We start from the raw sequence: 17,767 nt of genomic DNA, 5'->3' as shown, positions 1-17,767 counted from the left end.
GACGTATTCCTCTAAAATAAGAAGTTTTATCGATTTTAATTTCTATTTATATTCCTATTTTATCATCTAGAATATAGCATAGAAAGGTTAATGGAGGTTTTTCCCATGATTGATAAAATAATGGATTCACCGCAACGCGCTCTAATCACGCTACTGTCTGCATGGATACTTGCGATCATTCACCAGTATTTATTCTATGGTAATGAGATTGGCGTATCGTATCCTATCTTTGTTATTTTCTTATACGTGTTTATGTATCTGTTTGCACGGGATCGTATGAGGTCTTTCCAGTGGATTGATGCATTTGTTGCGGGTGTTGCGCTGTTGTTATCGCTAACGTTCCTCTTATACGACAACGAACTGCTGCGTGTACTTAATTTTCTAGTTGTACCGGGCCTGATCATCTTACATATGACGTATCTAATGGGTAGAAAACAGAAGCAGTGGTGGGAGATCGGGTTGATTGGTACGGCGATTGACCATTTACTGCCTCAAGCCATACGTCATTGGGGGACTGTTGGGGCCCTTGCTGTGAGAGCAGGCGGGCGTGGCATAGGCAAATCACAGAAAACAGTTGTTTTTAAAGTGCTCATCGGTCTTGTGGCATCTTTGCCTATTCTTATTGTTGTGATCACGTTATTGTCATCCGCTGACGGGGTCTTCGATCAATATTTATCCGGTTTCCCGGAGTGGTTAAATCAACTGGCTTTTACACCAGGACTGCCAAGAATCATCTGGATGTTCATCGGAGGTATATTGTTATTCGGTTATGTATGGGGATTTGTCCAGCCGATGCAATATGAGACAGAGAAGAGAGAGAATGCACATTGGAAAAGTGGAGCAGCAACCACGCTTGATAAGCGTGATCACACTTATATATACTCTCCTGTGGATCCACTCCCTAAGGGTCAGGTTACGAATAAAATTACACCCGAGCCCGAACGCACTCCGGTTCTTCGAGGACCATTCAGATTGGACCCCATCATTGTGGGCACCATGCTGATCGTCATCAACTGTGTGTACGTTATGTTCGTACTTGTGCAGTTTTCGTATCTGTTTGGTGCCGGAGAGGGACATCTTCCGGTAGATCTGTCATACGCTGAGTATGCGAGAAGTGGGTTTGCGGAGCTGATTCTCGTTACGGGTATTAATTTCTTTATTCTTATTGTTGCATTGCAATTCACACGTCCGAGTGGAAAAGTAGGCATGATCGTGCATCAGGCACTTCTCCTGATTCTGGTCAGCTGTTCAGCAATCATGTTGTATTCCGCGTTTATGCGCCTAAATCTATATGAACAGGCATATGGATATACGTACATCCGGTTCCTGGTACACGCATTTATGATCTTTCTCGCACTTCTGTTGCTGATTGCCGGCCTTCGTATACGTTATACGTCGATTCCGTTGATCCGTTGGTATATTGTGCTCGCACTGACTGCATATGTTGCCGTCAATTATGTGGGCATGGATCGCAGGATTGCCGAATTGAACATAGAACGTTACCGTCAAACTGGCAATATTGATGCATCCTACCTGGCAGGTCTATCGGCAGATGCGACTCCGTTACTTCGAGAGTTTGCTCTGAAGGAGTACCCGGATCTCAAGAGAGAAATGCTGGAACGTCAAGCCTATCTGGAGAGGGATACAGCCAATCGTTCCTGGCCTTCTTATAACGTTGCAAAACACAGAGCTGAGCTAGAAATGTCCAAATTGAGAACGGAATAGTTGAATACTGGCTATTTTCACGAACGGATTTATGCAAAAACAATATGTAAGTGTTATAATATAAAAACTAACCTATAAAGGGGGTGAATCCCTTGTTTGAACTGCACGAGTTATTACCATATTTATTCTCGATTGGACTCATCTTCACCGTCAGTTATGCCTATATTGCCCATCTTCATTGTGGCATGACGGAGTACTGGGTGGAAGGTGGCGTCGGTGGTGGACTTGAACCTGTACTTCCCGCCCTGTGTTTGGACAGACAGCACAGACAGGAAGACTGGAGCCGCATGATTAGACGAAGAGAAGCGCCCGATGAAGATGAACCAGATTGTCATTCCTCGTTGAACGATTGGTCAACAAATCAACGAGGAGGATATATATGGAACATAAGACGAACAAGGGATTCACGTTTACATCGGGCAAGGGACGGATCTATGGCCTGATTGCTATTTTGTTTGCAGTCATGCTGCTTGCCGGATGCAGCAACAACGTGTCGGAGATTACCTCATCGACACCGGGATTTTTTAACCATTACATTGTATTTCCACTGTCGTATCTGATTCAGCATATTGCCACCATATTTAATGGAAGCTATGGGGTGGCGATTATTGTGATCACGCTGGTCATTCGTTTAGCACTGTTGCCATTGATGATGCGTCAAGCGAAGTCCCAGCAGGGAACACGAGTCATCATGAACGCCATGAAACCCGAGATGGATGCCCTCAAGAAAAAATATGAAGGCAAAAATGACCCTGCTGATAAGCAAAAGCTGTCTCAGGAAACGATGGAGCTATACAAGAAACATAAGTTTAATCCGCTGAATATTGGTTGCTTGCCGATGCTCATTCAGTTGCCTATACTTTCAGGTATTTACACGGCTATCCGACTTACACCGGAGTTGTCCTCCCATTCGTTCCTGTGGTTCAAACTGGGTGCACCGGATTACGTGCTCGCTGTGGTGGTCGCGGTCATTTATCTGATTCAAGCGAAGGTATCCCAAGCTAATATGGCGCCTGAACAGCGAAAACAGTTTGCCATTATGGGATATCTCTCCCCATTAATGATGGCATTCTTTTCTCTAACAGCCCCTGCAGCCATGCCGCTCTATTGGACGGTTGGGGGTTCGTTCCTGGTACTACAGACGTTATTATTCCGCAAGATGTACCCTGTAGAACACCCGCAGGAGCCTGTAATAGTGGAAGTGAGTCAGAAAAAGAATAAAAAATCTGGTTCATCCAAATCTACTCGGAAACCTGCAAAGTCGTAGAAAAAGATATGGACGTAATCATTGCATCGTCAAGATATTTAGTACGAACGTGTTATACGTTGCAAAAGCCTAAGAAAGAAGCCGATCCTTTAGGATCGGCTTCTTTGTATTCAAGAAACGAAGTAGATTAAATGTACTCGCATTCTATTGAGCAGCTATTCATCTGTTCCGTCACGTCATATTGTCGGTTCATTCGACAGTTGGAAACGGGAAACGAAATACCAGATGAGCTCTCGACGTGAGGATACCTTGGTTTTGGCGAAAATCGATTTCAAATGATCCTGAACGGTGTAGACAGAAATATGCATCGCTGCAGCAATCTCTTTGGACGAATAGCTGCGAAGCACATAACCCAGCAGTTCCCTTTCTCGACTGGATAATCCATGGCTCTCGGCAAGCAAGGGCAGCAAATCCTGCGGCATCGCCTGCTCCAAACGGATGGCAATCTGATCCGGTCCCAAGAGTTGTTGCATAAGACTGGCATGAAGTATGAGGTAACGGCCATCCGGAAGCTGGATACAGACTTTGGAGGGCGATTTGGGAGTGAGTTGAGTATCGTCAGCCTGTTCTACCCGATTCTTGCGCTGCAAGTGCGAACTCACTGCACGTACCGGGCGGGGCAGAACATCCGGCCCTATATGTTCCAGCATACGCAATTGGGACAGCCAATACTCTGCCGGGGCGTTCAGGGATAAGAGCTGGAACGTATCCGAGGTGATCATAATCCCGGGTTCCTCAGGACTTCCACTCGTGATTTCCTCCACAAGGGTCAGACTTGTGGACCGCAGCATCGATGCAATCGAAGCAGTCCAGGTCTGAATCAGCAACCGTTCTTCTTCTGTAAAAAAAGAATTCTCAGTTTTGCGATACAACGTCAGATATCCCCAACAAGCGTCTCCACTGACGAATACAGCGCGCAGTTCATCACCGAACCCCGCTGGCTGAAGAATGTTGATATAACGTGGGCTTTGTTCAGGCTGCGCGTTCATGGCCGTATGAAGTGTAGCTGTATGTTCACCGCTGCGAATTAACTCAGCGTACTTATGTATATCTTCTTCCATGTATTCATTCATGAATAACCGATCATGAATGGCTTCAATGCCTTCTTCTGTCACGGCTCCAGTGGAGAGAAGAGTCAAAGGATCAACGGTGGTGAAACAGTATGCGTCGTAAGGTACAACCGAATGGATCTGCTTGAGAACAGCTTCCCGGTAGGTACGTGAGGTCCAGGTTCCTTTTTCAAGAGAAGTGATAAGTCTGCGGCTCCGATCAATAGGTGATGTCAACAAGATTACTCCTCTCTCTATGCGTATATCCCAATGTTCTGGGATTGTAGGCTCGGCGTATCCTTCTATAATGAAATTAGACGAACAACGAGTCAAGTCTAACTTCAATTCAAGAGGAGCGCGGTGTCCATGAATCACAATCCATCACCGATGAGCTGGGAAACAGCAGATGTTCATCGTTACGAACAATCGATAGCCTTGAAAATTCCGGGTTATTCTCATATGCATGATCTAATGGAACGGCTGCTTGCAGCATATTTTGCGGATAACAACGAAATTCATATACTTGTTGCTGGAGCTGGAGGAGGAAAAGAATTAGCTCTGATGGGTTCACGCCATTCCAACTGGATGTTCACGGGAGTAGATCCTTCGCTGCCGATGCTGCAACTTGCTGAGAAACGAGTCGCGGAAGCGGGTATTGGCTCCAGAGTGACGCTGCAACCTGTCACGGTTGAAGCATTGCCGGAGGATATTTTATATGATGGGGCGACAAGCATGCTCATGTTGCATTTTCTTCAAGGGATGGAGGCCAAACGAGCATTCCTGACAAGTCTGGCAGCGAGACTTAAACCGGGTGCACCACTGATCATTGCGGCTGTAAATGCCGATCTTCGTTCTCCGGCACATTCAATCATGATGCAAGCTTGGCAGGATCACATGCTCAGTGTGGGTGTGCTTCCTGAAGAGTGGGAGCGCTTTGCTGCTTCCCTGGGCCGTGAATCCGATCCAATATGCTCTGAAGAGATGACTCAGCTACTGACCGAATGCGGTTTCTCACATATTACACGTTACTTCGGGGCGTTCTGGGTGGAGGGGTATTATGCAATTCGAAACTAACGTGAAGCCTATGAAAGATCAGATCTGGGTCGTTGGCGGTTATGGTCAAGTAGGGCAGATGATATGTACTCAACTGGGACGTTTGTTCCCGGGGAAAGTATGGGCTGCGGGTACACGCATGAACCGTGCGGAAGAATTCAGCAGGTCTACAGGTGGTGCGGTACTGCCGCTACAACTGGATGTGACCAAACCTGTGGAGCCGTCCATGTTACGGTCTGTGAAGCTGGTCATCATGTGTGTCGATCAGAGTGATACCCGGTTTGTTGAATCCTGTGCACAAGCCGGAACCGATTATATTGATATTTCTGCAAAGTATGATTTTCTCGCTCAGGTTGAACAGCTGCACACCACAATGCAACATTCCAAATCGACCGCAATACTCAGCGTTGGACTATCACCGGGAGTAACAAACTTGCTTGTACGCGAAGCGACCATGCATATGGATCAGGTGGAGGAAGCAGACATTACCGTGATGCTGGGACTTGGAGAGAAACACGGAAAAGCAGCCGTGGAGTGGACGGTTGATCAGATGAATGCCACCTACCAGGTGATGCAAAAGGGCAAGCCTACGGAGGTGCAAAGTTTCGGAGATGGCAAAAGGATCGATTTTGGAGCGGAATTGGGTAACCGGAAGGCGTATCGATTTAACTTTTCGGACCAACACGTGGTTGCTCGGACCTTACGTATTCCAACCGTATCGACCAGACTATGCCTGGATTCCCGCTGGATCACAACATCCATGGCAATCTCCAAACGTATAGGGCTGTTTTCCCTGCTGCGTATCCCGTCTATTCGGAATGGAACAGTGAAGGCCTTTGGTCTTATTCCTGGAGGAGAGCCGATGTATGCGGTCAAGGTCGATGCCATTGGGTGGGAAAATGGGGAACGAATCCGCGTCGAACAATTGCTTGTTGGCGATAAGGAAGCAGATGCAACAGCAGCCGTAGCAGCAGCTGTGGCCGAACATGTATATAAAATAGAGTCAGCTTTGCCGCATGGTGTGTTTCATATCGAACAGGTTCTCTCGTTGCAGGACATTCAGGATGCACTTCATACGCCACTAAAGGTGACGACCAGGATCACCTAGTTTCATATTCTTTTGCTGGCACCCTCCGATCTGCTATGATGTAACAATAATCATGGCATGAATGGAGGGAGATCATGAACTGCGTTGCTGTATTACCTTATTACAAAGTACAGAGAGAAGTGACGGGTCTCGCCCAAGAGATTGAAGTGAATGCCCGTTCGATGATTCTGTATTCAGATAAAATCGTGACCAAATACCGTGAATTCAACATCACGGAAGTGTTTGATATGTCATTTCGCCGTATGGGTAATGAAGGTGGATTTTTCTATCTGCACACGAGCACTGGAGTATATCCATATATGGTCGAAATTGATCCCAAACCTTTTATACAAAGTTTCAGAAAGATGACGATTCAAAAATTAAAATGACTTGACCTTGCCGTTACGTGAAGGCTTAACCTCGGATATGGAAGGAACGATAACCCATTCAGAGGAGCTGTGAATGTAATGAGTATACTGATTCAGCAAGCTACGATTCTAACGATGAAAGATGCCGATGCCCCCTTTACGGGGGATATTCGTGTTGAAGGAGATCGCATTACGCAGATTGCTGACCACATTTTGCCTCAACCGCAAGATGAGATTATTGATGGCCGCCATAAGCTTGCCATGCCGGGTCTCATTAATGCCCACCAACATACACCAATGAGCCTGCTCCGGGGATTCTCGGATGATCTGAAGCTGATGGACTGGCTCGAACGCAAAATGCTGCCTGCTGAAGCGCGGATGAACCCGGAAGATATCTATTGGGGAGCTAAGTTATCCATCGCCGAGATGATCCGTTCGGGTACCACTGCCTTTGCCGATATGTACATTCATATGAACGAGATTGCCGAAGTGGTCAAGCGAACAGGTATCCGGGCATCGCTCACACGCGGAATGGTATTCATGGAGGACGATGGGGGACGCAGGTTGCAGGAAGCGATTGATCTTGTAGAGCGCTGGTCTGGAGCCGCCGATGGGCGAATTACAACCATGTATGGACCCCACTCTCCTTACACATGTCCCGTAGAGCCACTCCGTGAAGTCATTGCTATGGCTGTCAAGGAGGATATCCCGCTGCATATTCATCTGGCTGAGACGAAAGAGGAAGTCGTGAAGATTCGTGAACGTTATGGTATGACCCCGACGGAGTATTTGGAAGAGGCGGGGATGTTCGAACAGGCACATGTGTTGCTTGCGCATGGTGTGCACCTCAATCGAAGAGATATCAGCAGATTGAAGGGTATGCGTGGTGGTGTAGCACACAATCCGGTCAGCAATCTGAAGCTAGGGTGTGGAATCGCTCCGATTACCGAGATGTTGGCCCAGGGGATTAACGTGGGGATCGGAACCGATGGAGCGGGAAGTGCCACAACCGTGGATATGTTCGAGGAGATCAAAGCGGCGACCTGGCTGCAAAAGCTAGACTATGGCGATCCCACACGCTTGCCAGCCAAGGACGTTCTACACATGGCTACACGCGGAAGTGCTATTCTGCTTGGTTTACAGGATGAAGTGGGTGTACTTGAGGTGGGGCGCAAGGCGGATCTGATCCTGATCGATCTGGCGAAACCACATCTTCAACCGGTACATGAAGTAGAATCGTTACTGGCTTATAGTGTAAACGGTGCGGATGTGGATACCACGATTGTGAACGGTCAGATCCTCATGCAAGGCAGGAAGTTGTTAACGATTGATGAGGATGAACTCTACCGTGAGGTGAAGGTTAGAGCCAAAAGGATTGTTGAGGGAATTTAATTTTTAGTGAATTTAATCCAAACTGGAAAAATATTTGTGCTCAAAACGCTATGGAGGCTTACTCCATGGCGTTTTTTGTCGAATTACAACTGGAAATAGTTCCATGGTCCTGTTCAGAATTGGTTCAGAATGACTCGTTATACTGAGCGTGTAGTTGTTCAAATTAGAAATGTACACGAGGAGGAACATGAATTGAAGGGGAAACAAAACAAAAAACGGCTTAAGCCAATATTGAAAAAAAGCATGTTGACTGCGCTCGGATTGGGCATTGCATTGCCTATAGGTGGAACGCTTCCGCAGGCTGACGCAGGTGCAATTGGTCCGGTAATAAACATTTCACAACCTGTTCTTAATGATGGCATCAACTGGTTAAGTTATTCATCGAAACCAAATGATCCTTCTTTACGCGATGTGCCCATCGAGGTGACCATCAATAATATCATCAGAATCAATCTAAGTACACAATTTCGATCCGATGAGTATAGCCCACCTACAGCCAGCTCAAGTGATAGCAGTATCGCTGAGGTGTATGTAGAAACCAGACAAGATGAGAATATGCCAACGCCTGAGAGCACATTGGTGGTTATTCCTCGCCAAAGCGGCAAAATCAGCATCGAATTAAAAGCGAATTATATGATCTCTGGTGCATCAGAGACTGTTACGGATAACATTGAACTTTACATTAGTAAAAAAGGGGATGTAAATGCAGACGGAAAAGTGAATTCCCTGGATGCATCTGACCTTTTCAGTTATCTTCGTAACATGATGACTCGTCGCAGCTTTTCTTATGTAGAGATGAACCGAATGGATGTGGATCGTAATACGGAACCCACGCTCGGGGACATGGATGCTTTGTTAAAAGGGTACAAAGGCAAAACACTTGGCGGAAAAAACAATGACTATGTGTTGACCTTCAAGCAAGTAGATGATGCGCCGTATGTACTAAATGGTGAATTGATGAATGCCATGTTAATTGGAAATGAAATTGGGGTTCGTCATTATATAATGGATATTGATTACAATGATTCCCTTAATACTCCTTCTTACCAGTGGTACCGCGCGACAGAAGCTACGGGAGAAGATATGCTGCCAATCGAAGGGGAAACAGGAGCACAGTATACCGTTAAAGAAGAGGACGAAGGTTATTATCTTGTGCTCGAAGTTATTACTCAGTCCACTTGGGACTCCAATACGGAGCCTAGAAAAGTATACATTGTTGGAAAAGAAAAAATACAACACCTTGATTAATTCATTTTTTTTAATTTGGATAAGGAATAACAATACTTTTTCTATCTTTACCATACGATCTATTAATTGATACAGACATGGAGGCTATTACATGTTTCAACCGAAAAAGAAACGTCCCAGAATCAGAAAAACAATGTCGGGTCTCATCGCACTGACATTACTCTCTTCACTCATATTGCCAAATGTAGCTGGAGCAGAGCCGGTAGAAGCAGCTCAAGTACAATTCGCAAATGTAAGCGTACAGGCAGGGCAGAGCGTTCATGTACCTGTTGCATTGAAGAAATCCTATTTCGGAGTGAAAGCTTATAATATGCAGATTGATTATGATACGTCTGCACTGGAAATTGTTCGGATCACGCCTAAATCCATCAACGCCAACACCATATCCTCCAATGAAGAAGGTGTAGCAGATTTCCAGTATGAAATCAATAATGCAGAAGGCTGGGTACGGATCATTTGGGTTGATTTTTCTGGAGGGAACAATCCAATTGTAGATGAACAACAAATGTTTGATATCGAGATCAAAGCCAAAAACAATGCGACGCCGGGAACAAAACAGCTCTCTGTAGATCAAACGGATTCAGAGCATTGGCATTTTACGAATGTTGAACATCAGAGCTACACTCAATTGTCCGGTGGAACCATCACAATTACAGCAGCAAACTCGGGCGGTGGTAATTCTACACCTAATCCAGGTTCCTCCTCGGGAGGGAGCGTATCGCCAACTTCACCAGTGGTTACACCTGTTCCTTCTACTCCAGCGGTAACCAAAGGTGTAGACATCTATGTGAACGGACAGAAACAGGAACAATCTGCTTCGGCTACCACATCAACGGTAAACAATCTGGTTACCACCACTGTTCACGTGGATAATGACAAAGTCATCAATCAGATTGGAAGTGGACTAAGAACACTTCTGCTGCCGATTACAGGTACTGGCAAGGATGCGGTCGTTGGTGAACTGAACGGCAAACTGGTTAAAACGATGGAAGGAAGTAATGCCGAAGTTGTCATTCAGACAGACAGTGGTACGTACACCCTCCCGGCAAACCAGATTCAGATTGATCAGGTTCTGAACCAATTCGGAAGCACTGTTCCACTCGAAGATATTACCATTCAAATCGCTATTGCACCTAGTGCTGCATCCAAGCAATCAGCCATTCAGGCCGCAGCGGACAAGATGCAGAATACTACGGTGGTTGCAGCTCCAGTTGATTTTGAAGTAAAAGCCATCTGGAATGGACAACAAGTCAATGTGGATCGTTTCAACTCTTATGTAGAACGCTCCATCACATTGCCTGAGGGAGTAGATGGTTCAAAGATTACGACTGGTGTTGTGCTTCAGCCAGATGGCAGTCTTCTGCATGTGCCGACGAAGGTTATCAAAGGTAACGTGCAAGATTCTGCTATTATTAACAGCTTGACGAACAGTACTTACGCCCTGATCTATCACCCGACAACATTCAGCGATATATCAAGTCACTGGAGTCGGGATGACGTACAAGATCTGGCATCCCGTCTGATCGTACAAGGTACTGGTGAGAACGTGTTTGCGCCAGACCGGAGTATTACGCGGGCAGAGTTTACGGCTGTTCTGTTAAGAGGTTTGGGACTGCACGCACCGCGTAGTACAGAAGCGGCATCGTTCACAGATGTGAAAACTGGCAGCTGGTATGAGGATGAGGTTCAGACGGCCGTGTCCTACGGACTGATCTCAGGTTATGCTGACGACAGCTTCCGTCCGAACAGCGAAATTTCTCGTGCTGAAGCGTTGACGATTGTGTCACGTGCGATGAAACTGGTCGGTCTGGCACAGGCCGACGCGTCAGAGACAACAAGTCTGCTTAGCACATATAGTGATAGTGCTAAAGTACAGGCTTGGGCTGCAGAGCCGGTTGCTTCGGCAATTAAACAAGAACTGGTACAAGGTGCTGATGGCAAATTGATGTCAGAAGCTGATATTAGTCGTGCGCAATCGGCGGCGATTGTGAAAAGGTTGCTGGCAAAAGCCGGATTAATCTAAACGATATAAGTTGAACTAAAGATTATTTACACAGACACTACGATGACAGAATAGTAACGAAATAAGACAACCCGAGTCCTTATATCTAAGGATTCGGGTTGTCTTGCACCTACACTTACTTGAAATGATTTATTTCAAGCAAAGCTGTAGGTGTTTTTTACATATCGTTCTTTTGAACCACTCCTACAGGCCAATGGCCCAGTTCATTATCAGTTCATACAGATTTGGTACGATATGAACATCAAATAGATAGATATTGTGCTTGATCAGGAGAGGAAGAGATCCATATGAAAATACTAGAAGTCAAAAATGTGAAGAAGTCATACGCCTTATATGGAAAAGAAAGAGTTCCGGTCCTCCACGGTTTGAACCTGAGTTTTGAGACGGGGGAATTTGTCTCTATCCTTGGTGAATCTGGCTGCGGTAAGTCGACACTGATGAATATCATTGGTGGGATGGATTCCGATTATGAAGGGGACGTCGTTGTTCGTGGCAAGAACCTAAGTGCCATGACAGAGAAGGAAATGGACGATTACCGAAAGAATAATATCGGCTTTGTCTTTCAAAATTTCAATCTGATCCCGCATCTGTCTGTCCTCGAAAATGTGATGATTGCGATGCAAATGACGGATACCAATGAAAAAGAGCGAAATCAACGTGCCGTTGATATATTAACAGAGGTTGGACTGAAGGATCATCTGAACAAACGTCCCAACCAGTTATCCGGAGGTCAGAAGCAACGGGTTTCCATTGCACGGGCTTTATCCAACAATCCGGACATTATTCTCGCAGATGAACCGACAGGCGCGCTGGATCGAGAAAACGGAAATCAAATCCTGGCCCTGCTCGACAGCATAGCCCAAAAGGGAATGCTGGTGATCGCCGTAACTCATTCGCAGAAAGTCGCTGACTCCGGTACACGTATTGTGAAGGTAGAGGAGGGGCGCATCAGTGATGATATTCATCTCAAAGATCCTTCTACGACTGTCTACGAAAGTGGTCAAGGTTCTTCCCGGAGCCTGGGCTTGCTTGCTTCCTTCAAGATGGCACTCAAAAATATGAAACTCAACGCCAAGCGTAATGTCCTGGTCGCTTTAGGTGGATCTATAGGTATATTAAGTGTACTCCTGATGCTTTCCTTGGGGAATGGGATAACGACGTATATGAACGACGAAATCAATTCAAGTATGGACCCTTTGCTTGTGGATATAACCAAGCCGAGTGAAGAAGCCAAAGACATGCAAGGTCCCGAAGCCTTGATGGCAACAGGTGAACCGTTCACCGAAGCTGATATCGAGAGGATTCGCAATTTTCCTAATGTGGATCATGTAGAGACAATTACGACTATTACAGGCCAATCAACGATGGTGAATGAAAAACAAAGTGTGGGACTTACGCAGTTAACGACATTAACGGATGCTTTTGATCCCGCACTGATGACAACGGGAGTTCTCCCGGCAGAAAATGAGATCATGTTACCCCTTGATACGGCGAATAAATTAAGCGGAAATGACCAAGCTGATTCCATGATCGGCAAGTCCGTGCTTCTATATATCAATGAGATGGATAGCAATAATAAACCAGTGACTTTGGAGAAAGAAGTAACCATCTCAGGGATCTACGAACCGGCAGATCAACGATCTCCAATGCAACAATCCCCGGGATACATCTCATCAGGGACGTTAGAGCAGATGTTCTCGGACAAAGGAATATCAATTGGACCGATTCAGGTTAATGCCTATGCCACCGATATGAAATATGTAAATGATATCAATGAAGCTGCTGTTGACGCTGGCTTCGCAGGCTCCCAGATGGCCAAGGTCATGGAGAATATCACGACTTACGTAAGTATGGCTTCCATTGTACTCGCGGGTATTGCAGGCATTTCGTTGATCGTATCCGGTATTATGATACTGGTTGTACTCTATATTAGTGTCGTGGAACGCACGAAAGAGATCGGAATACTGCGGGCAATTGGAGCGAGAAAGAAGGATATCAAGCGAATATTCTTCTCGGAATCTGCTTTATTAGGCGTATTTAGTGGTATTATTGCGGTAATCTTTGCAGTGATCATAAGTTATGTGTTAAATATACTTCTGGACAATGCGTTTGGAGCAAAACTGATTCATCTCTCGGGATATTACATCTTGTTTGGTCTCGTGGTAAGTACAGCGATTAGTATCGTGGCTGGTTTGATGCCATCATCAAAAGCGGCGAAACTGGACCCGATGGAATCCTTGCGATACGAATAAAACGAATGGCGGAAAGGATAATGGCTACATGAACACGATTCTGGTGGTGGACGACGATTCCCATATCCGCAAATTAATCCGAATCTATCTTGAAAAGAATCAATTTTCCGTGCTGGAAGCAGCAGACGGTCAAGAGGCGTTAGATCTTCTCTCTCATACGAAAGTTGATCTGGCGATTGTAGATGTAATGATGCCTCGAATCGACGGCATTGAATTGACAGAAGATATCCGATCCTATCTGGATATTCCGATCCTGATGGTCACCGCCAAGGGAGAATCCAAGGACAAGGTCAGAGGATTTAATGCCGGGTCAGACGATTACCTGGTTAAACCTTTTGATCCTGTGGAGTTAATCCTGCGTGTAAAATCGTTATTGAAACGATATAACAAAAGTTCATCGAATATCATTCAGATTAGCGGTGTAACGATTGATTTGGGCAATCTGATGGTCGTTGCGGACGGACAAACGATTGAATTGAAAAAGAAGGAATGTGAATTGTTATTTTCTCTGGCGAGTTCGCCAGGGAAAATATTCACACGTACACAGCTTATCGATGATCTATGGGGCATCGATTATGAAGGCGATGAGCGTACAGTCGACGTGCACATCAAGCGGTTAAGGGAACGGCTTGAACCAGTACCTGAACTGGTAATCTCAACGATAAGAGGACTTGGATATCGACTGGAGCGGGCATGAAGATGCTGAGGAAGAGCCTGCGACTTCGAATTGTAGCTACCTTTATCGGGATTGTTCTGGTGAGTTTGATTCTCTCCTTTATGATCAATAACGGGTCCCGCGAAAAAGCGCCGAATCGTTTTATGGTTACCTTTGCTGAAGACATCGCTACAATGATTAACCTGATCGATGATCCGGAAAAAGTGAAATCAAGCTTCGATATCTTTGCCCGCTATGGCTTAAATATCACGCCCGTGAATGAACAAAGTGACGTGTTGTCTTCCTTGCCAGAGGATAAAGTTCATTCGTTATTTGAGGCGGGGACAACCGATGCCATGTTTATATCCAGTAAAGATGGCATTGCGACCATAGGTGTTCCCGGAACAAACGAGGGGATCGGCACATTTCTGATACAAAGCGATTTCTCTTCTCTTTTTCACACACTGCGCAACACGCTCTTAACCTCACTATTAACAGTACTGGTCATTGGTAGCCTATTAATCCTGTTCATGTCCGGGTACATTGTGAAACCGATTAAGAGGTTAACGGTTGCGGCGAAGGAGATGTCATCAGGTGACCTGTCTGTTCGCTTGAAACATAACAATCAGGATGAGTTCGGGGAACTGATGGAGAGCTTTAATCATATGGCCAGTGAGTTGCAAAAAATCGATTCGGTTCGTGATGACTTTGTCAGTAACGTCTCTCATGAAATGCAGTCTCCGCTCACTTCGATCAGGGGATTTACCAGAGCACTGCAGGATGGTGTTATTCCTTTGGAAGAGCAGAAAGAGCATCTGGATATTATCTATGAGGAAACGCTGCGCTTATCGAGGCTCAGTGATAATCTGCTTCGGCTAGCCTCGCTGGATTCGGAGCATCATCCGGTTCATTTCACCACCTTCCAGGTCGATGAACAATTAAGAAGGGCGATCTTATTGGCGGAGCCGCAGTGGTCGCAGAAGGATATACAGATCGAATTGGACTTGTTGCCCTGCGAGATCACCGTGGACAAAGATTTGTTTGATCAAGTCTGGCAGAATTTAATAAACAATGCGATCAAATACACCGGTTCTGAGGGTACCATTCATGTCGAGATTGAGACGTCATCTTCATTCGTGAAGGTATTGATTAGAGATTCTGGACAAGGAATACCTGCGGAAGCCCTCCCGTATATCTTTGATCGATTCTATATGGTGGACAAAGCGCGAAGCAGCTCACTTCGAGGCAATGGGTTAGGGTTGTCCATTGTGATTAAAATTTTGAAATTGCATCAATGTACCATTGATGTAGAGAGCGAAGTTGGAAAAGGTACGCAGTTTATAGTCACGATTCCCAGATCGGTTATCACATCTTAGGCAACCCAGAATTGAAAGCAGCAATATGAATACAATCGGCTCCTGTACGTTCAGGATTCAGATTGCTTCATATTGCTTTTTTTGATATTAGGATACTCAACAAAATTTCATATATAGTTTTGTTTAGCAGTGAATCATTTGATAAAATAGAAGAGACGTTATGTGAATCTATGAACTTAATCAATTTATCATACACAGAATGGAGCCATTCAATGAACTATCGCAATATGGAAGATTGTATTAACGATCTGGAGCAGCACGGTCATTTGATTCGGGTCAAAGAAGAGGTTGATCCTCATCTGGAAATGGCAGCCATCCATATGAAAGTGCACGAGGCTAAAGGCCCGGCATTGTTATTCGAAAATGTAAAAGGCTCGAAGTTCCAGGCTGTATCGAATCTGTTCGGCACAGTGGAACGAAGCAAATTCATGTTCCGCGGTACGCTCGAAGGCGTACAACGGGTCATGGCTGTTCGTGACGATCCGATGAAGGCGCTTAAGACGCCGTTTCAGCATGTCCGCACTGGTCTTGCCGCATGGCAGGCGCTGCCGAAACAGAAGTCTATCAGCCTACCCGTGTCGGCACAAGAGATTCAAATCTCGGATCTGCCCCTAATCAAACACTGGCCCATGGACGGCGGGGCATTTGTGACACTGCCGCAAGTGTATTCCGAAGATCCAGATAAACCCGGCATCATGAATTCGAACTTGGGAATGTACCGGGTTCAACTGAATGGCAATGATTTTGAATTAAACCAAGAAATTGGATTACACTATCAGATTCATCGCGGAATTGGGATACATCAAGCCAAAGCGGTCAAAAAAGGAGAACCACTGAAAGTCAGCATTTTCATTGGGGGTCCACCAGCACATACACTTTCAGCCGTTATGCCTCTGCCAGAAGGACTTAGTGAGATGACATTTGCCGGTTTGCTCGCCGGACGTCGCTTCCGGTACAGTTACAAGGACGGGTATTGCATCAGTAATGATGCTGATTTTGTCATCACGGGTGATATCTACCCAGGCGAGACGAAGCCGGAAGGACCGTTTGGGGATCACCTGGGTTATTACAGTCTGACACATGAATTCCCGTTAATGCGTGTGCACAAAGTCTATGCCAAACCTAATGCCATCTGGCCTTTTACGGTTGTGGGTCGTCCGCCTCAAGAGGATACGGCATTTGGTGATTTGATACATGAGATTACAGGGGATGCCATTAAACAGGAGATTCCGGGCGTCAAAGAAGTACATGCAGTCGATGCGGCAGGGGTCCATCCATTACTGTTCGCCATCGGCAGTGAACGGTATACGCCGTATCAGGCGGTGAAACAGCCAACAGAGCTGCTTACGATTGCCAACCGTATTTTGGGTACAGGTCAGCTCAGTCTGGCGAAGTACCTGTTTATAACTGCTGAGGATCAGCAGCCTCTGGATACCCATAAGGAAGTTGAATTCCTGACCTATATTTTGGAGCGTATCGACCTGCAACGGGATATTCATTTCCACACGCATACAACGATTGATACGCTGGATTACTCCGGTACAGGACTGAACAGCGGAAGCAAGGTTGTGTTTGCCGCATATGGGGACAAGGTTCGGGATCTGTGTACGGAAGTTCCGGAGTCTTTGAAAAACATACGCGGATATGAAAATCCACAGCTCATCATGCCGGGCATCGTCGCAATCCAGACATCAGCCTTCACAAGTTATGCGGATACAGCGCAGGAGATGCAAGCATTCACTTCTCTATTGAAAGAACAGGGAGGTCTGGACTCTTGCCCGATGATTATCCTCTGTGATGACAGTTCGTTCCTGAGTGCTAATCTCAGTAACTTCTTGTGGGCCACGTTTACCCGGAGTAACCCTTCACATGATATGTATGGAGTTAATAGCGGATATGACCACAAGCATTGGGGTTGTGATCAGGTGATTATTGATGCGCGGACCAAACCTCACCAGGCACCGCCACTGATTCCCGATGCTTCGGTTGAGAAGAGCATTGAACGTTTATTTGTTAAAGGGGCAAGTCTGGGTTCAATCAAAATCTAATACGAGTTGTCTTAAAGAAGTTCAAACGGAGCGTTTGAACTTCTTTGGCTTGCTCTGATCCAGCGATAAGACACAAAGGTGTGTAAAAGTTTAAAACCGGGACTAATTTGGATATTGGAGTGAGGATAAAGTCTTACATGTTCGTATTTACCTTTGTGATTAAGGTCGTTTGAACTATGTATGAAATGAAGAATTATAACGATATAAAGAAGTATAGGTATTTT

Annotated in this window: 14 protein-coding genes; 13 read left to right on the top strand and 1 reads right to left on the bottom strand. The window is 45.7% G+C overall.

Translation table 11 applies throughout. The annotated features are described in order from the left end of the window. Nucleotides 1–105: 105 nt before the first annotated feature. The 3 genes from ACX9NY_RS10630 (at nucleotide 106) to yidC (ending at nucleotide 2,992) form a co-directional block, all read left to right on the top strand. Nucleotides 106–1,725, top strand: coding sequence for a DUF4153 domain-containing protein (locus ACX9NY_RS10630; protein ID WP_472478555.1), 1,620 nt, complete (start codon nucleotides 106–108; stop codon nucleotides 1,723–1,725). A 92-nt stretch (nucleotides 1,726–1,817) separates the two neighbouring features. Then, complete coding sequence (locus ACX9NY_RS10625; RefSeq protein ID WP_342572757.1) at nucleotides 1,818–2,168, top strand: hypothetical protein; 351 nt, start codon at nucleotides 1,818–1,820, stop codon at nucleotides 2,166–2,168. Beyond that, the gene (yidC, locus tag ACX9NY_RS10620; protein WP_339260772.1) at nucleotides 2,105–2,992 is read left to right on the top strand and encodes a membrane protein insertase YidC; all 888 of its coding nucleotides are present in this window, start codon (nucleotides 2,105–2,107) and stop codon (nucleotides 2,990–2,992) included. The genes ACX9NY_RS10625 and yidC overlap by 64 nt, the downstream gene beginning before the upstream one ends. 176 nt (nucleotides 2,993–3,168) lie before the next feature. Here yidC and ACX9NY_RS10615 read toward each other — a convergent pair whose 3' ends face one another. Next, a complete protein-coding gene (locus ACX9NY_RS10615; RefSeq protein WP_472478554.1) occupies nucleotides 3,169–4,278 on the bottom strand; it encodes a helix-turn-helix transcriptional regulator in 1,110 nt (369 codons plus the stop codon). Nucleotides 4,279–4,407: 129 nt separating this feature from the next. Between ACX9NY_RS10615 and ACX9NY_RS10610 the strand changes: the two genes are divergently transcribed. The 10 genes from ACX9NY_RS10610 to ACX9NY_RS10565 all read left to right on the top strand — a co-directional run bounded on the left by ACX9NY_RS10610 (nucleotide 4,408) and on the right by ACX9NY_RS10565 (nucleotide 17,543). After that, nucleotides 4,408–5,115: a class I SAM-dependent methyltransferase gene (locus ACX9NY_RS10610; RefSeq protein WP_472478553.1), complete on the top strand. Its 708-nt coding sequence runs from the start codon at nucleotides 4,408–4,410 to the stop codon at nucleotides 5,113–5,115. Beyond that, the gene (locus ACX9NY_RS10605; RefSeq protein ID WP_472478552.1) at nucleotides 5,099–6,202 is read left to right on the top strand and encodes a saccharopine dehydrogenase family protein; all 1,104 of its coding nucleotides are present in this window, start codon (nucleotides 5,099–5,101) and stop codon (nucleotides 6,200–6,202) included. Before ACX9NY_RS10610 ends, ACX9NY_RS10605 begins: the two co-directional genes overlap by 17 nt. Nucleotides 6,203–6,276: 74 nt before the next feature. After that, entirely contained in the window at nucleotides 6,277–6,570 is a 294-nt protein-coding gene (locus ACX9NY_RS10600) for a hypothetical protein (RefSeq protein ID WP_339242124.1), read from the top strand. 78 nt (nucleotides 6,571–6,648) lie between these two features. Beyond that, nucleotides 6,649–7,941, top strand: coding sequence for an amidohydrolase (locus ACX9NY_RS10595; RefSeq protein WP_472478551.1), 1,293 nt, complete (start codon nucleotides 6,649–6,651; stop codon nucleotides 7,939–7,941). Between the two features lie 192 nt (nucleotides 7,942–8,133). Further along, on the top strand, nucleotides 8,134–9,189 hold the full coding sequence (locus tag ACX9NY_RS10590) for a dockerin type I domain-containing protein (RefSeq protein ID WP_472478550.1): 1,056 nt from the start codon (nucleotides 8,134–8,136) through the stop codon (nucleotides 9,187–9,189). 91 nt (nucleotides 9,190–9,280) lie between these two features. Further along, nucleotides 9,281–11,212, top strand: coding sequence for an S-layer homology domain-containing protein (locus tag ACX9NY_RS10585; protein ID WP_472478549.1), 1,932 nt, complete (start codon nucleotides 9,281–9,283; stop codon nucleotides 11,210–11,212). 287 nt (nucleotides 11,213–11,499) lie between these two features. Next, on the top strand, nucleotides 11,500–13,464 hold the full coding sequence (locus tag ACX9NY_RS10580) for an ABC transporter ATP-binding protein/permease (protein WP_472478548.1): 1,965 nt from the start codon (nucleotides 11,500–11,502) through the stop codon (nucleotides 13,462–13,464). A gap of 28 nt (nucleotides 13,465–13,492) precedes the next feature. After that, nucleotides 13,493–14,161: a response regulator transcription factor gene (locus ACX9NY_RS10575; protein ID WP_339260783.1), complete on the top strand. Its 669-nt coding sequence runs from the start codon at nucleotides 13,493–13,495 to the stop codon at nucleotides 14,159–14,161. A gap of 2 nt (nucleotides 14,162–14,163) precedes the next feature. Further along, nucleotides 14,164–15,495: a sensor histidine kinase gene (locus tag ACX9NY_RS10570; RefSeq protein ID WP_472478547.1), complete on the top strand. Its 1,332-nt coding sequence runs from the start codon at nucleotides 14,164–14,166 to the stop codon at nucleotides 15,493–15,495. Nucleotides 15,496–15,707: 212 nt separating this feature from the next. Further along, nucleotides 15,708–17,543 (top strand): UbiD family decarboxylase, encoded by a 1,836-nt coding sequence (locus ACX9NY_RS10565; protein ID WP_342572771.1) that lies wholly within the window; start codon nucleotides 15,708–15,710, stop codon nucleotides 17,541–17,543. Nucleotides 17,544–17,767 lie beyond the last annotated feature (224 nt).

The sequence above is a fragment of the Paenibacillus sp. CB74 genome, from assembly GCF_055687625.1.
Note: the sequence above shows the minus strand (reverse complement) of the source record. Positions and strands in the feature narration are given on the sequence as shown.